Source organism: Ornithinibacillus scapharcae TW25, from assembly GCF_000190475.1.
Classification (GTDB): Bacteria; Bacillota; Bacilli; order Bacillales; family Amphibacillaceae; genus Ornithinibacillus; species Ornithinibacillus scapharcae.
In genome coordinates this window covers 45,425-61,492 of the sequence record NZ_AEWH01000006.1, presented here as the reverse complement: position 1 = coordinate 61,492, position 16,068 = coordinate 45,425, and the positions used below count along the sequence as shown (strand labels likewise).

Here is a 16,068-nt window from a genome sequence, read left to right as displayed (position 1 = left end):
GTTTTACTTTTTCTTTCTTACGCGTCCTAGTCCCATAGCTTTTTTTGCTTTTTGGATTGTTTTGTTAGCAACTAGTGATGCTTTTTCAGCACCTCTATCTAGGAAATCATCAAGTTCTTCCGATTCTAGAATTTCATAGTAGCGATCTTGAATTGGTTTTAATACAGCAATTACCGCATCAGCTACTCCTTGTTTAAAATCTCCATAGCCTTTTCCTTCATATTTTTTCTCAAGATCTGCAATTGACTCGCCAGAGAATACCGAATGAATATCAAGTAAGTTTGTTACGCCAGGTTTATTTTCTTTATCGTATTTTACAATCCCCTCTGAATCCGTAACAGCACTCTTTATTTTCTTCTCAATTTGCTTTGGATCGTCCAACATATAAATGGAAGCTTTTACATTTTCATCAGACTTACTCATTTTTTTCGTTGGATTTTGTAGTGACATGATACGTGCCCCAACCTTAGGAATGCTTATCTCAGGAATGTTAAACACTTCTAGGAAGCGGTTGTTAAATCGTTGTGCCAAATCACGTGTTAATTCTAAATGTTGCTTTTGATCATCGCCAACTGGTACTAAATCAGCTTGATATAATAGAATGTCAGCAGCCATTAGCGATGGATACGTAAATAATGCCGCCGAAACTGCTTCTTTACCTTCAGACTTATCCTTAAATTGTGTCATTCGTTCTAACTCACCCATGTAATTGATTGATTGCATCATCCATCCTAATTGCGTGTGAGCTGGTACTTCAGACTGAATAAACAATGTCGCTTTTTCTGGATTAATACCAGCAGCAATATAAAGTGCCGCTAAAGAACGGATATTTTGTTTCAGTTGTAAACGGTCCTGTGGTACTGTTATCGCATGCTCATCTACGATACAGAAAAAGCAGTTATGTGTTTCTTGTAGCTCTACAAATTGGCGAATTGCTCCAACATAGTTTCCTATGGTAAGAGAGCCACTTGGTTGAATTCCTGAAAAGATCGTTTTCATAATAATTCACTCCCTATAAATTTTAACAATAAAAAAAGCCCATTCCATCCCCTAACAGAAGGGACGAATGAACCGCGTTGCCACCCTAATTATCTTAAATGAATAAGATCACTTCATTAATAAATAGCTCCAAAGTCCAATTCCAAATTACCTTGATACTTGTTTACACCAACCACAAGCTCTCTAAAAATCAGCGGGTATTTGTACTACGCCTTTTTCAATGCTATAGTTATTGAGTTTTTTTATATTATATAAGGCTTATAATAGAAAAGCAAGAAAACAAATCGAACTTTAGCGTGAGAGGGGCTCTCTCGGTAAGGGGAGCAGAGAAAGATAGTCAACTCCACCGAGAGAAGCTCTTTCTCGGTAAAGGAAGCGAGGAAAATAGACTAACTCTACCGAGAGAAGTGCTCTCTCGGTAAGGGGAGCAGAGAAAGAAGGTAAACTCTACCGAGAGAAGACCTCTCTAGGTAAGAAAAGCATAGAAATAGGATAAACACCACCGAGAGAAGTGCTCTCTCGGTAAGAAAAGCATAGAAATAGGATAAACACCACCGAGAGAAGTGCTCTCTCGGTAAGAAAAGCATAGAAATAGGATAAACTCCACCGAGAGAAGTGCTCTCTCGGTAAAGAAAGCATAGAAATAGGATAAAATCTACCGTGAGAAGCTCTTTCTCGGTAAAGGAAGCGAAGAAAATAGACTAACTCTACCTAGAGAAGCTCTCTCACGGTCTAAAGACTTTCATTCATAATAGCTCCATCTATGCTCGCCTTTTTTAGTGAAATATCTATTAAGGAGATTCCGTATTCGGCGTTCCGATACGACTTCGCACCAATCGGAGATACTGCTAGTGGTTATCTTTTCATTTGGAAAAAGTAATTTATATTCTCTAATATTCTCTAATATGGCTTTATCGATTAGCTCTGCGTGTTGACAATTAGAGCATATATACTGTTTGGGTCCTAAAGCATGCTTCCGTATGAAAGAATTACAGTGAAAACAAGTGATGCCTTTTGTTAGTTGACTATAATCATATGACGGGATTTGGATGTGTGCAGATTCTTTTTTGTGCAACTGAATTAGGTTTTCTGCGAGTTTTCGATGTTTTTCATTTACTGTTGATTGGATTGTATTCAATAAACTCAAGTGACTCTTAACTTGTGTTGGGAAGATAATTGGTTTATCCATCGGGGCTTGATAAAGAGTGAAGTTAGAATTGATGAAGATTACAAAGGATTGTATTGGTAGGTTATATCCGAGGGTAAGAAGCAGCTGGCGTATTAAAGATGTACTTCGACTAAGCTGATTTAAAGGATTAACTATTTCATAATTAGGTTTTTTGTATAACTTGTCTGTTTCGAAATAATAATCCCCCTCATAATTCTTTATTTCATAAACGTAAATCTTCTCTTTTGTAATAATTAATGTATCAATTTGAAAGGTAGTATTTTTACTCTCTAACAGTAAATCATTTATGATTAAACAATCGCAATGTAAGTCCTTCGTTAATGTGTCAAATATTACTTCACCTTCATAACCTTTACTTAGATTTAGACAGTACTGCTTATCATCAGATGCTAAACTATATCGCTTGTCCAATAGTTCTAAAATGATTAACTGCTTTGATTTTGTCCGGGATTTAATAATCACTAATATGTTATCCTCCTTATGGCAAAATTGAATTCCCTAATTATTATATCATAGTAGCTATTAATCAATTACCAAAACCCTGAATATTCAATTATGTTATCATCTATAATAAAGAAAATATCAAATGCAAGGAGCATCCTCAATGCAAATAAAAACAAAAGCAAAACTAGGGGAAACAAGTAATGTTCGCTACATTAATGGATATGTGAACATGTCTACTGTTAATTTAAATGTCTATTGTTTTGAGGTAGATGGAGTGCTCATCGATACAGGTTCTCCACGACTACTTAAGGATTTCACGAGTTTTTTTAAGGATGCAGATATTGATAAAGTCGTCATTACCCACTCCCATGAGGATCACACCGGTGGAGCGGAATTTCTTCAACGGAATTATCAGTTGCCAATTTACATAAATGAAAAATCTATCAATGAATCTAGGGAACGAGCCTCATATCCGCTTTACCGTAAGTTTTTCTGGGGAAAAAGACAACCATTCCGTGCTCAACCAATCGGTAAAACTTTTGAATCACGTAATGCTTCATGGGAAGTGATACAGACACCAGGTCATGCTGAGGACCATCTAGTTTTTCTTAATAAAAATACGGGTCAATTATTCTCGGGTGATTTATATATTCAAACGAGGACCAAGTTAATGCTAAAAACTGAAAGGGTACCGACAATTATTGAATCAATAGAACGAGTTCTGTCTTATGATTTCAATGAAATGTTTTGCTGTCATGCGGGATACGTGAAAGATGGTCATAAAGCCCTGACCAAAAAGTTAAATTATTTGAAGGAGTTAACAGAAGAAGTCTTGTCCCTACAAAAGCAAGGATATAATGAAAAAGAAATACATAATTTGCTATTTAAAAGAAAGTATCCAATCACATATTTATCTCTAGGTGAATGGGATTCAAAACATATCATAAGTTCCATAATAACCCGTAAGTGAGCGAGCTAATCCCGCTCGCTTTTTTAGTTATAAGAAGGATAGTATCGTTATAATTGCTTATCCTAAATACAAACTTATTATTGGGGGATTGTTATGGCTAAAAAAGGTAAATTTACAACGTATTTAACTGGTATTTCAGCAAATCTCAAGGAAGCAGCGGATTACTTCTCCAATTATAAAGTAAATGTCGAGGAGGACTTAGAAATCTTCGCCACCAAAATGAAGGAATATGAACATAAAGGCGATGAAATTATTCATGAGGTCATTAAAGAACTAAATAATACCTTCATTACACCAATTGAGCGTGAAGATATTCTGTTATTAGTGAATAGCATGGACGATGTACTGGATGAACTGGAGGAATGTGCGGCATTATTCGAAATGTACAATATCACGAACATAAACCAGTATATGTTAGACTTTGTAAAGGAAATTAAAGTTTGTGCGAATGAAATAGTGGACTCTGTTGAGCTTTTAACAACAAAAAAATACAAGGAAATACGAGAAAGAGTCATTAAAATCAATGCCATTGAATCCACTTGTGATGTGATTGAACGTGAATCTATTAAGAATTTATTTTTAACAGAAAAAGATCCAATTCGGATTATACAATATAAGGAAATATATGAGAGCTTTGAGGAAGTAGCAGATGCATGTGAGGTGGTCGCCAACACGCTAGAGACTATCATTATGAAAAACGCGTAAGAGGAGTTGAAGAATGGATAGTTTATTGCTAATAACGATATTAATCGTCGTCTTTGCTTTGTCATTTGACTTTATAAATGGTTTTCATGATACCGCTAATGCAATAGCAACATCGGTTTCAACGAAAGCATTAAAACCGAGACATGCGATTATCTTGGCAGCAGTTATGAATTTTGTTGGGGCGATGACCTTTACGGGGGTTGCCAAAACGATTACGAAGGATATTGTTGACCCTTTTACACTCCCTAATGGTTCCATTGTAATTCTAGCAGCATTAATAGCAGCAATTACATGGAATTTAATTACTTGGTATTATGGAATCCCAAGTAGCTCCTCCCATGCATTAATTGGATCAATTGCTGGTGCGGCAATTGCAGCAGCAGGTTTTGGAGAATTGATGTGGAGCGGTTTTTTAAATATCTTGGCAGCATTGATCATATCGCCTATTCTTGCATTTGTGGTTGGTTATATTGTCTATACAATCATTAAGCAAATATTCAAAAACGCGAACTTAGCTAAAACTAATCAGCGCTTCCGTATGGTACAGATACTTACTGCTGCAGTACAAGCCTATTCACATGGTACAAATGATGCTCAAAAGGCAATGGGAATCATTACGTTAGCTTTAATGACAAATGGATATCTCTCTACCCATGAGGTTCCATTTTGGGTTCAAGTTTCCTGTGCTACAGCAATGGGGGTAGGGACCTCCGTCGGCGGCTGGAAAATCATCAAAACGGTTGGTGGAAAAATTATGAAAATCCGTCCTGTAAATGGTGTTGCTGCCGATTTAACAGGTGCTTCCGTTATATTTGGTGCAACATTAATCCATCTTCCGGTCAGTACAACACATGTCATTTCATCCTCGATTATGGGGGTTGGTACTGCACATAGGGTCAAAGGAGTGAACTGGAGAACGGCGAAGAATATGCTGATAACATGGGTCATTACATTACCAATTTCAGCTTCCATTGCGGCTTTTTCTTATTGGGTATTGTCACTATTTCTTACGTAAACAAATGTGCTATTCGTCCGAGATCTACGTCAATGATGTAGATCTTTTTCTATTTTATTAAGAAAAATTTTCTCTAAACTCTTTCATTCTGTGAAAATACTAATCTTTTCTATGAAAATAGGTATAACCAATAAATAATTGGAAATAATTACATTTGAAACGAACAATATACTATTAAGAATAATTAGAGGTGAAAAATTTGAAGAAGTATGGATTTATAGGCTTGGTAGCGTTACTGCTGATTACTGCCCTAGTATTTCTATTTGTTAATGGTGATGAAGAAACACCGAAAAAGGAAGCAACACAACCAAAGCAAGAGGATAAGAAAGAAGAAGATGCCGTTCAAGTTTTTGAGGATTCGATTGAAGTTTTCGCATCGGATAATGGCAATATTAATGCCAATAAACTGTTCATCCCATGGACGATTAATAAAAATGGGGGAACATTCTATTTAAGTCAGCGTGACGGTACGGTAGTAGAAATAGACGGCGATTTAGGGATAGTAGATGTGCAGAATGTTGAGCTGTCGCAGGAAATCTTTCATGAAGGTGAAGCAGGTTTCCTAGGATTTATTTTAGACCCGGATTTTAAATCAACAAATAAAGCATTCGCTTATTATACGTATGAAAAAGAGGGCGATATTCTCAATCGTATTGTTTCATTAAATCTAGATGGATCAACATGGAAAGAAAATGAAGTCCTAATAGATAATATTCCTGGCGGAGAAAAAGATACAGGTGGAAGAATAGCTATAGGTCCTGACGGTAAATTGTATGCAACTACTGGAGATGTCGGAAAAAATGATCTAGCACAGGATTTAGAAAGCTTAGCTGGAAAAATTTTACGATTAGAGCTAAATGGAGAGGTACCAAAGGATAACCCATTTGAAGATTCTTACGTTTTCTCATATGGACATCGTAATTCACAAGGTTTAGCTTGGGATGAGCAAGGAAATCTTTACAACTCTGAACATGGTGAAGATGGTCATGATGAAATTAATCTAGTAGAAGCCGGTAAAAACTACGGTTGGCCAGTTATCCAAGGGGATGAAGAAGCTGAGGATATGGTATCACCATTAGTTCATTCTGGTGACAACACATGGGCACCATCTGGCGTAGCTTTCCGAGATGGAAAGTTATATGTCGCATCATTAGCAGGTAAAAAGATCTTCACCTATGATATTGTAAATGAAACAATGACAGACTTTTATGATGAAGCAGGTAGACTACGTGATGTATTTATTGAAGAAAATGAGTTATTTGTTGTTACAAGTAATCATGATAATCGTGGAGAACCTAGTGAAAAAGATGATCGATTAATTCATATTCCATTAGCAGAAGAAACGTCATCTAATTAAAAAGAAAAGATAAATGCCCAATCCGGCATTTATCTTTTCTATTTTATTCTTCCTTGTTCATCAAGGATTGCAAGTATTCCACTACTGCATTTATCTCATCTTCTGTTAAAGTCCCTTCAAATGCTGGCATATTATTGCCACCATTTTTCACTTGTTCGACTAATTGTTCTGCTGTCCAATCAAGGTTATTAAGTTTAGGTCCATTGTGTCCACCAACACCTTCTGCACCATGACAAGCTAAACAGTTATTTTCATAAATTTGTAGCCCTGCCTGGTCGACAGCATCTCCTTCAGAAGCAGTTGGTCCTTGACTGTTTTCATTATCTGTATCTTTAAAAAATGGAGAGGAATTAATTTGATCCTCAGGTAAATCTTCAACTGATGCATATTGTCCTTCTAATGAGAAGGTGTAAATTTTGTCACCATGCTGTGTACCAGCTAGTGAATTTCCGCCCGAAAAGATGGAGATATATTGTTTACCATCTACCTCATATGTCATTGGAGGAGCATTTGCACCTGCATCTGTTTTGAATTCCCATAGTTGTTCACCGTTGGTTGCATCGTATGCAATGATTCTGCCATCATTATGCCCCACAAATACTAAGTCCCCACTAGTAGTTAAGACGCCACTATAGGCAAGGTTATCCCATTCGTTTTGCCAAACAATTTTATTTGTCTTAACATCGATAGCAGTTACAGTTCCTCTTGTAGGTGCATCCTGTATTGGCTGCATGACACTACCAATCCATTCTTTACCTTCCGAAAATTCATTAGCCTCATCACCTTCATAATGGGCATAGGCGAAATAGTTAAAGTTTCCTAAAACATAGAATAACTCTGTTTCCGGATTGTATGCGGATGGTGGCCAGTTTGCTCCTCCTTGTGGAGACGGTGTAATCGTAACCGGCTCGTCCCAGAAAGGTGTAAATAACTCACCAATTTTATATTCAAAGTCCTCCCCAAGGTCTTCTTTAGCCATTTCCTCGGTAATGGTTTGTGGAACAAAGCTATCACCGATTGGGTAAGGCTGCGTTGCGGACGTTTTCTGTCTCTCTTCTTGTGGAACAGGACGTTCCTCAATTCCTACTAGTGGTTCACCGTTAGTACGGTCCAGTAAGTATACCCATCCAGTCTTACCGGCTTGTCCAAGCCCTTTACGCATTTTTCCATCAACTTCTACATCAAATAAAATAACTGGGTTTGGAGCATCTAAATCCCATATATCATGTTTTACTTCTTGGAAATGCCATTTATATTCTCCATCATCTAAATCTAATGCTAGAATAGAAGCAGCGAAGAGGTTATCTCCTTCGCGATTACTACCATCAAAATCTGGTGATGGATTCCCAGTTGATAAGTAAATCATATTCAATTCTGGATCGATAGCAGGTGTTTGCCAAATCGGTGCACCACCTTTTAACCAAGCGTCATTATCTTGTGGCCAGGTTTCATGGCCAACTTCACCCGGACCAGGTACTGTATAGGTTCGCCAAATTTCACGACCCATATCAGCATCATAAGCTGCTAAGTAACCGCGTATACCATATTCACCACCAGCTACCCCGATATAGACTTTATCATCATAAAAAAGTGGTGCTGCTGTAATCGTATATCCTTTCTCCCAGTCGGCTACTTTTGTTTCCCAAAGGACTTCACCGGTTTTTTGATCCAGAGCTACTAATCTTGAATCTAATAGGCCGACATATACTTTTCCATCGCCTAAGCCAACACCACGGCTTATCCATCCACAGCAAGCGGTATCAAGACCGTCTGCTATTTGCGGTACATACTCCCAAATAATTTCCCCTGTGGTTGCATCCATTGCTTGGACAACATCTGCTCCAGTAATATTAAACATAATGCCATCATAGACAATTGGAGTTCCCTCAGCAGAATACTTAAATTCAAGTCCTGAACCTAGACTTGTGACCCATTCCAGTTTTAAGTCTGCTACGTTCGATGTATTAATCTTTTCCAGAGCTGAATATCTGCGGTTGTACATGTCGCCACCGTGCGTAATCCAGTTGGTACTTGGGGGTTCTAATAACTGTTCTGCAGTAAACTCTGGCGCAACCTCCGCTTGATAGTCTGCGTGTTGTACGGAAGTATGGTCTTCCTTTGGCAATTGATTATTGGATTCTCCACTCGGTGCTTCTTGTTTGTTATCATTGGATTGATTTTCTTCGGTTTTCGGTTCTTCAGCCTGATCACCAGGCTCTTGGAAAGCGAGAAATCCAATGACAGTAATAACAGCGACAGCTGCCAAAACTATCCATAACTGTTTATCCATCTCATAAGCTCCTTTCTTAGGATGTATAAAAAATGTTCTATTGTAATTTGCCCGTATCTTTTCAAATTAACCTTTTAACAATAAAAATTCTCATTATTTTTGATGGAATAGATACTTCGACATATTCTTTAAAAAAAGGACATTTATCTACTATTTTCCATTCAAAATCTATCATTTTTGTCTTATAATAGATTTAAAGTGTTGCAAACGAAAAGCGGTGCCATGTAAGTAAAGCTTTTTAGGGAGCAAACTTATAAATTGTTTAGGAGATTGATAGAATGAGAACACAACAGCTAAAGAAGTTTATTTTCCCAATTGTTCTCCTACTCGTTATATTACTTCCGTTTGCAATACCACAGAAAAGTAGCGGGGACGAGGAGCTAATAGCGTCTAACCATAAGGAAAGACAAACTTCCATTCAGCTTATTGACGAAAATGCGGATGTGAAGCGATTTGTTTTTGACTCAGGTTACCAGTTTGAATATCCAGATGCGGTACGGGGAATTTATGTAACTGGACATTCAGCTGGGGGAAGTCGTTTTGATACACTATTAAATTTGGTCAATCAATCGGATTTGAATGCAATGGTAATCGATATTAAGGATGACCATGGATATATTACCTTCAAACCGGAAGAAGGATCTAAGTTTGCTGGAATTGGACAAAATTATATTAAAGACCCAGTTGAAATGATGAAGACATTAGAAAAAAATCAAATTTATCCAATTGCAAGAATTGTGGTGTTTAAGGACACAGTGCTTGCGAAAAACAGACCCGACCTTTCTTTTACCGATAATGGTGCAGTATGGAAGAATAACCGTGGAGAATCGTTCGTGAACCCATTTGTAAAAGAAGTTTGGGAATATAATGTAGAAATTGCGAAGATGGCTGCTGAGATGGGCTTTCAAGAAATCCAATTTGATTATGTTCGTTTTCCAGAAGGATTCGAACACCGTGATAAAGAGTTAGGGTATTCTCAGGGTGACTATGCCGATGATGGAAGTGATAATATTCAAAAACGTGTTCAGGCTGTAACGGACTTTGTGGCTTATGCGAAGCAAGAGCTTGAGCCCTATGATATTGATGTTTCAGTTGATATCTTTGGCTACTCAGCAACAATTCCGGAAGCACCAGGTATTGGTCAGAATTTCTCTAAGATTTCAGAGAATGTAGATGTTATTTCCTCCATGATTTATCCTAGCCACTGGACGAATAACTATTTTGGGATATCTCTTCCAGATGCTGAGCCGTATCGATTAACAGAAGAGTATGCAAAGGTCGAAAATGAAGTTCTTTCGAAGTTAGAAAATCCTCCTGTATCAAGACCATGGATACAAGATTTCGAAGCTCCATGGATTTATTATGGAACAGGAGTCCCTGTTACACAATATGGAAAAGCAGAAGTAGAAGCACAAATTAAGGCACTAAATGATAATGGAATTAAAGAGTACTTAATTTGGAATGCAGGGAACACGTATTCTGAAAATGTTGATTATACACCATAATTCATGAAATAAAGCGGAACTTTATTAAAAAGTTCCGCTTTTTTCTGGTTAATTAAAAATATCTACATATACTTAACGTAGAGAGCCTTAAAGGGCATTTAACTTTCTAAAGATATTTCGTTATACTTACTACGTAGAAAAGGATGAAGGAGTAGATCCATGGATTGGTATGAAAAATTAAGTAAGTATTTCCCGATTGAGGAAATGAAATCGAAAGAGCATATGGAACTGTTATTAAAGGAAAAAGGTGATGTTTATCATAAAGATGAAGGTCCCTATCATGTCCTAATGTATGCAGAGTTTGATACATTTATTTTCATCGATTATGTTTATGTATCAGCGAAATCACGAGGCCAAGGAATAGGCCATAAACTGATTGAAAAACTTAAACAACGAAACAAGCCAATTATCCTAGAGGTAGAGCCAATTGATTATGAAGATTCAGATACAGAAAAACGTCTACACTTCTATAAACGTGAAGGATTTACCCATGCACAAGCTATTGGCTACAACCGTCGTTCTTTAGCAACTAATGAAGAAAATGCAATGGAAATCCTCTATTGGTCACCAAATAATGAATCCGAAGAAATTATTTTTGAAAAAATGAAGAAAATGTATGAATCGATTCATACCTATAAAGATGAGGAAATTTATGGTCAGGCATATCAGCCTGTCGATGAAGTGTTAACATTTGATGTCCACCGCGACTCGGAAGATATTTTGGCTGGATTGGAAAAAGATCAAGTGAAATAATTAAAAAAGCCTCTTCATCATCTAAAATGTTGAAGAGGCTTATTAGGTTAGGGAATATCAGATTATAGGATAGTTTCAGTCCTACCAGTAGGAATATTATTTAATCTAGCTGCTAAACCTAGTCCGAGGTTTAACTCATCTATTTCTTCAGTGATGAATATGGTTTCCTTGAAGTCGTAGGCGTTGGAGCCATGTTCCGTGAAGTCAAGTCCAGCAATTTCTTCCTCTTTGGTTACACGTATGGGCACAAGTTTATTGATGAAATAGGTGAATCCACCGATGGTAATAGATACCCAAGAGATAACGGCAATAACACCTAATGCTTGAATTCCTAGTTGAGTTAAGCCGTTTCCGTAAAACAATCCAGTAGATGTCGAGAACAAACCAACAGCTAAAGTTCCCCAAATGCCTAGTAGACCGTGCACTGTAATTGCTCCAACCGGATCATCCACTTTTAGTTTCCTATCAAAAAAACGGATTCCTTCTACTAAAAGTACACCTGATATTAATCCGACGATTATAGAACCACCTAGTGATATTTCGGCACAGCCAGCGGTTATTCCGACTAATCCTGCTAAGACACCATTTAAAGAAAGGGAAGCATCCACTTTCTGATATTTAACTTTCGTATAAAGGGCACTCGAAATAAGTGCTGCAGAGGTAGATAAAAGTGTTGTACCAATTACCATTGGCACAAGGTTAGGATCAGCTGCTAATGTGCTACCACCATTAAATCCGAACCACCCCAGCCACAGTATAAAGACCCCGAGTGCTCCAAGTGGGATATTATGTCCTTGAATAACATTGATTCGTTTTCCATGATATTTTCCAATCCTTGGTCCTAAAATAAGAACTACCAATAGTGCTCCCGTTGCCCCAGTCAAATGAACGACAGTAGAACCGGCAAAATCACTAAAACCAAGATTTGTTAACCAACCATCACCTTGCCAAACCCAATGTCCAACAACGGGGTATACAAGGGCTGTCATGAAAACCACAATTAACATGTAGCTTCCGAGTTTCATACGTTCGGCCACAGCACCTGACATTATCGTTGCACAAGTAGCAATGAACATGGCTTGGAAGACAAAAAATCCAATATCTTCAACATCATGGAGAAAGAAGCCATTGGTACCAATCAAGGCTCCAGTAGTATCACCAAACATAAAACCGTATCCAACTATAAAGAATAAAATAGTTGAAACACTAATGGTTAGGAAGTTTTTCATTAGGATGTTTAATGTGTTTTTAGATCTAGTAAATCCAGACTCGACTAAGGCAAACCCTGCGTGCATAAAAAAAACTAAGATTGCACCTAACATTACCCATATAAGGTTAATGGCTACTTCTAATTCCCCGTTACTCATAGACAATTCCTCCTTATTATATCAATAGTGTTAGTTTTATAAGATGGCAGGTGTTCCGCGTTCATTAGTTCGAATACTAACTACTTCTTCTATAGGGTGAATAAAAATTTTGCCATCACCAATTTTGCCTGTACGACATGCTTTGATCATAACATCTATAATCGATTCAACTTGACTGTCTTCTACAACCATTTCTACCTTCAGTTTAGAAAGTAACTGAATTTGAAAGGTAGTTCCTCGGAATAGACCTTTTTGTCCTTGTTGTTTTCCAGTACCAGCGGCTTCTGTAATCGTAAGTCCACCTATGCCAATTTCGGTTAAGTGACTTCGAAGCTCCTGAAATTTATCAGGACGTATAATTGCTTCAATTTTTTTCATACTCTAACCTCCTAATGTTAGGTTTTATAACATTTATTATTACTTATTATTCATAATAAAGAGTTAAAGTACGAAAATCAAGATAAAATTTTAATAATTACAGAGATTATGTTAGGAAACCTCACATTAAGCTAGTTTTAATCGGTAAGGCGGATGTTTAACTTTCTAACAGAATGAGGGGAGAGTAATTGAGAAATTTTTGTGAACGTCTAAAAATAAGGCTGATTATCCTATCTATTCCTTGACAAATATAGTATACTTGTATATGTAAGTTGTTTATATTAATTTTAATTTAATAACTAATTAAGTTTACTCTACGTAAACAGTTATGAGGAGTGAAGGAACATGGTAACACTTTATACCTCACCTAGTTGCACTTCCTGCAGAAAAGCAAAGGCTTGGTTGAAAGAACATAATATCCCTTTTAAAGAGCGAAATATCTTCTCCGAATCATTATCTTTGGATGAAATAAAAGAAATCTTAAGAATGACAGAGGACGGTACTGATGAGATTATTTCGACCCGTTCAAAGGTGTTTCAACATTTAGACGTAAACATCGAACAGCTACCTTTAAAAGATTTATTTAATTTAATTCAAGAAAATCCTGGTCTGTTGAGAAGACCAATCATTCTAGATGATAAAAGACTGCAAGTTGGTTATAATGAAGATGAGATACGTAGGTTCTTACCAAGAACAGTACGAACTTTCCAGTTGGAAGAAGCTAGACGGATGGTTAATTAATCAAGCAGACGAAGTAAAAGTGAAAAGCGCAGATCGTTTTATTGGATCTGCGCTTTTGATATCTATCTAGATGACAAAAACCATAAAATGAGCTAAAATAAGATTTTAAATCATTATATATAGGCATATTAATTTTCATAATGCAATATGCTAACATACAATATAAAAAGAACAAAAATATTTTTCAATAGATAAGGTTTAGACTAGCTCTGCCTATTTAATAATGCGATAGTGCCAATTCGGCACTGGAGCTACTGAGAAAGAAGGGAGAGAATTACATGGAAATCGAAAGAATTAACGAAAACACAGTGAAATTCTTTATCTCATATGTAGATATTGAAGATCGCGGTTTTCAGCGGGAAGAAATATGGTACAATCGTGAACGCAGTGAACAACTATTCTGGCAAATGATGGACGAGGTAAACTATCAGGAAGACTTTCATGTAGATGGCCCCTTATGGATACAAGTACACGCCCTTGAAAAAGGTTTAGAAATTGTAGTTACAAAGGCGCAACTTTCAAAGAATGGAGATAATCTTGAATTTCCTATTGATGAAGATGGATCTACAATTGATATACCAGTCGATGAGAAAGTAGAATCTTTCCTTGAAGAGAGATTTGGAAAAGGTGAAGGTAGTGATCTAGAAGGGGACTTTATAGAAGAAAACCTCTGGATTATCGCAAAATTTGATGATTTTGAAGACGTTATTCAACTAAGCCACCATTTCCAAGAAGATACCAATAGCGAAGAAGAAACATTATACTTCTATGATGGAAAGTACTACTTATATATGGAATTCTCGCAAGATGTGTTAGATGAGAATACACAAGAGGATATTATTGCAAGAGTGTTCGAGTATGGTGATGATTCTAATATTACCATACATGTCCTAGAAGAGTATGGAAAAAAGATATTCGAAACTACTACATTTGCTGACGTGCGCGGGCATTTTCCTGCAACGATCTAAGGTTGAGGCAACACGATATTTCACTGTTATAAATATGAACATATAAGCTCCGGAAAGCGAATTATTTATCCGGAGCTTTTTTTGTTAATGTCAATAGTATTTCGAAGCAGGAATTTCATCGCTAACATCGAATTTATAAGATGGAGGTGATATCTTTGCTTCAAGCAAAAATAAAAAATGGTAATTCAGTCGCATTGTATCAATACTCTAGAGAGGAAATTGCATGGTTACGTGCGAATGAAGAGTTCTATTGTCCTATATGCAAGGGAAAACTAATGATTAGGGCAGGTGTGAAGACTATTGCTCATTTTGCACACAAACGGGCAGTGGATTGTATATCTCATGAAGGAGGGGAAGGAGAGTACCATGAAAAAGGAAAATTACAAATTTTTAGATGGTTAGCTTCACAAGGAATAAAAGCAGAGATGGAAGTATATTTCCCTGTTATCAAGCAACGAACGGATATCCTCGTGACAATTGGAAATAAAAGAATTGCAATGGAATATCAATGTGTACGAATTCCGGTTCAAGACATCCTAAAACGGACGAATGGGTACTTGCAAGAAGGCATCCAACCAATATGGATAATTGGTGGCAACCATTTTAATCGTTTAGGTAGACACCAAGTGAAAATTAATCAATTTCTACTACAATTTTTTCACCGATTTAATCAGGAAAGTTTACCCATAATGTATTTTTTTGATCCCCAGACTACATTCTTCATAAAAGCTGCTAATATCTTTCCAGTCAATCAATACAAAATATACAGTAATCTTAAGGTGAAGAAATTGACAGAAATGAATTTTCTCGATTTGTTTACCCAAAACTTCATGCCTCAAGGAGAACTAATGGAAGTCTTTAGAAAAGCAAAATATAAATTTAGAATGCATCACCCGCAAAGGACTTATGGCAATGAAAGAAAGTGGTATTCTTGGCTCTACTCCATGGGTACTCACCGCGAATTCTTACCCTCGATTATATTTCTACCGGTAGCTTCTCAGTATCAAATGAATACTGCCCCCTGGGATTGGCAAAGCAGAATATGTCTTGAAATCATTGTTCCATTGGAAATTGGAGAGACCTTTTCATGGGAAGAATGTCTATCCCTACTGAAATATTGTATAAACCCCAATAATCCACTTATGAATGGACTAAGCGACCCTCTGTTGGAATATCTTCATCTATTGGCTTCTCTGAAGATAATCTCAATTACTTCAAATGAAACCTTTCAAAAACGCCAAGACATCCACTTTTATTCTAATGTTGAGGATGCATTGGTGGGTGATCAAAAAATATTAGAAGAAATTTCGGAAATTTTAAGTCAAAATACGAGCATGATAAGATAATGATTCGTTATACTAAATAATATAGTAATTCGGTAGTAAAT

At 36.7% G+C, this 16,068-nt stretch carries 14 protein-coding genes and 1 other annotated feature; of the genes, 9 read left to right on the top strand and 5 right to left on the bottom strand.

The genetic code is table 11. The features are described from left to right. Positions 1–3 precede the first annotated feature (3 nt). Both trpS and G5W_RS0101535 read right to left on the bottom strand, forming a co-directional pair. On the bottom strand, positions 4–999 hold the full coding sequence (gene trpS, locus G5W_RS0101540; RefSeq protein WP_010093607.1) for a tryptophan--tRNA ligase: 996 nt from the start codon (positions 997–999) through the stop codon (positions 4–6). A 56-nt stretch (positions 1,000–1,055) separates the two neighbouring features. Further along, positions 1,056–1,229, bottom strand: a binding site (T-box leader). Between the two features lie 512 nt (positions 1,230–1,741). Further along, the gene (locus tag G5W_RS0101535; RefSeq protein ID WP_010093606.1) at positions 1,742–2,650 is read right to left on the bottom strand and encodes a nuclease-related domain-containing protein; all 909 of its coding nucleotides are present in this window, start codon (positions 2,648–2,650) and stop codon (positions 1,742–1,744) included. A 142-nt stretch (positions 2,651–2,792) separates the two neighbouring features. Here G5W_RS0101535 and G5W_RS0101530 point away from each other — a divergent pair, with 142 nt between their 5' ends. The 4 genes from G5W_RS0101530 to G5W_RS0101515 all read left to right on the top strand — a co-directional run bounded on the left by G5W_RS0101530 (position 2,793) and on the right by G5W_RS0101515 (position 6,679). Then, complete coding sequence (locus tag G5W_RS0101530; protein WP_010093605.1) at positions 2,793–3,602, top strand: MBL fold metallo-hydrolase; 810 nt, start codon at positions 2,793–2,795, stop codon at positions 3,600–3,602. Between the two features lie 93 nt (positions 3,603–3,695). Then, positions 3,696–4,307: a DUF47 domain-containing protein gene (locus G5W_RS0101525; protein ID WP_010093604.1), complete on the top strand. Its 612-nt coding sequence runs from the start codon at positions 3,696–3,698 to the stop codon at positions 4,305–4,307. A 13-nt stretch (positions 4,308–4,320) separates the two neighbouring features. Next, positions 4,321–5,322, top strand: coding sequence for an inorganic phosphate transporter (locus G5W_RS0101520; RefSeq protein WP_010093602.1), 1,002 nt, complete (start codon positions 4,321–4,323; stop codon positions 5,320–5,322). Positions 5,323–5,521: 199 nt separating this feature from the next. Beyond that, positions 5,522–6,679, top strand: a complete 1,158-nt coding sequence (locus G5W_RS0101515; protein ID WP_010093601.1) for a PQQ-dependent sugar dehydrogenase — start codon at positions 5,522–5,524, stop codon at positions 6,677–6,679. A 43-nt stretch (positions 6,680–6,722) separates the two neighbouring features. On the opposite strand, the gene G5W_RS0101510 is transcribed toward G5W_RS0101515, so the two are convergent. Beyond that, the gene (locus G5W_RS0101510; RefSeq protein ID WP_010093600.1) at positions 6,723–8,969 is read right to left on the bottom strand and encodes a PQQ-dependent dehydrogenase, methanol/ethanol family; all 2,247 of its coding nucleotides are present in this window, start codon (positions 8,967–8,969) and stop codon (positions 6,723–6,725) included. Between the two features lie 278 nt (positions 8,970–9,247). Between G5W_RS0101510 and G5W_RS0101505 the strand changes: the two genes are divergently transcribed. Together G5W_RS0101505 and G5W_RS0101500 are read left to right on the top strand one after the other, a co-directional pair. Next, positions 9,248–10,474 (top strand): putative glycoside hydrolase, encoded by a 1,227-nt coding sequence (locus tag G5W_RS0101505; RefSeq protein WP_010093599.1) that lies wholly within the window; start codon positions 9,248–9,250, stop codon positions 10,472–10,474. A 159-nt stretch (positions 10,475–10,633) separates the two neighbouring features. After that, positions 10,634–11,227, top strand: a complete 594-nt coding sequence (locus G5W_RS0101500; RefSeq protein WP_010093598.1) for a GNAT family N-acetyltransferase — start codon at positions 10,634–10,636, stop codon at positions 11,225–11,227. 62 nt (positions 11,228–11,289) lie between these two features. Here the strand turns inward: G5W_RS0101500 and G5W_RS20205 are convergent, their stop codons facing one another. Both G5W_RS20205 and G5W_RS0101490 read right to left on the bottom strand, forming a co-directional pair. Beyond that, positions 11,290–12,594, bottom strand: a complete 1,305-nt coding sequence (locus G5W_RS20205; RefSeq protein ID WP_010093596.1) for an ammonium transporter — start codon at positions 12,592–12,594, stop codon at positions 11,290–11,292. Positions 12,595–12,630: 36 nt separating this feature from the next. Then, positions 12,631–12,972: a P-II family nitrogen regulator gene (locus G5W_RS0101490; protein WP_010093594.1), complete on the bottom strand. Its 342-nt coding sequence runs from the start codon at positions 12,970–12,972 to the stop codon at positions 12,631–12,633. 345 nt (positions 12,973–13,317) lie between these two features. On the opposite strand from G5W_RS0101490, the gene spxA reads away from it, so the two are divergent. The 3 genes from spxA to G5W_RS0101475 all read left to right on the top strand — a co-directional run bounded on the left by spxA (position 13,318) and on the right by G5W_RS0101475 (position 16,027). After that, positions 13,318–13,713, top strand: a complete 396-nt coding sequence (gene spxA, locus G5W_RS0101485; protein ID WP_010093593.1) for a transcriptional regulator SpxA — start codon at positions 13,318–13,320, stop codon at positions 13,711–13,713. Between the two features lie 278 nt (positions 13,714–13,991). Then, on the top strand, positions 13,992–14,681 hold the full coding sequence (gene mecA / locus G5W_RS0101480) for an adaptor protein MecA (RefSeq protein ID WP_010093592.1): 690 nt from the start codon (positions 13,992–13,994) through the stop codon (positions 14,679–14,681). A 155-nt stretch (positions 14,682–14,836) separates the two neighbouring features. Beyond that, positions 14,837–16,027, top strand: coding sequence for a competence protein CoiA (locus G5W_RS0101475; protein ID WP_010093591.1), 1,191 nt, complete (start codon positions 14,837–14,839; stop codon positions 16,025–16,027). Positions 16,028–16,068 lie beyond the last annotated feature (41 nt).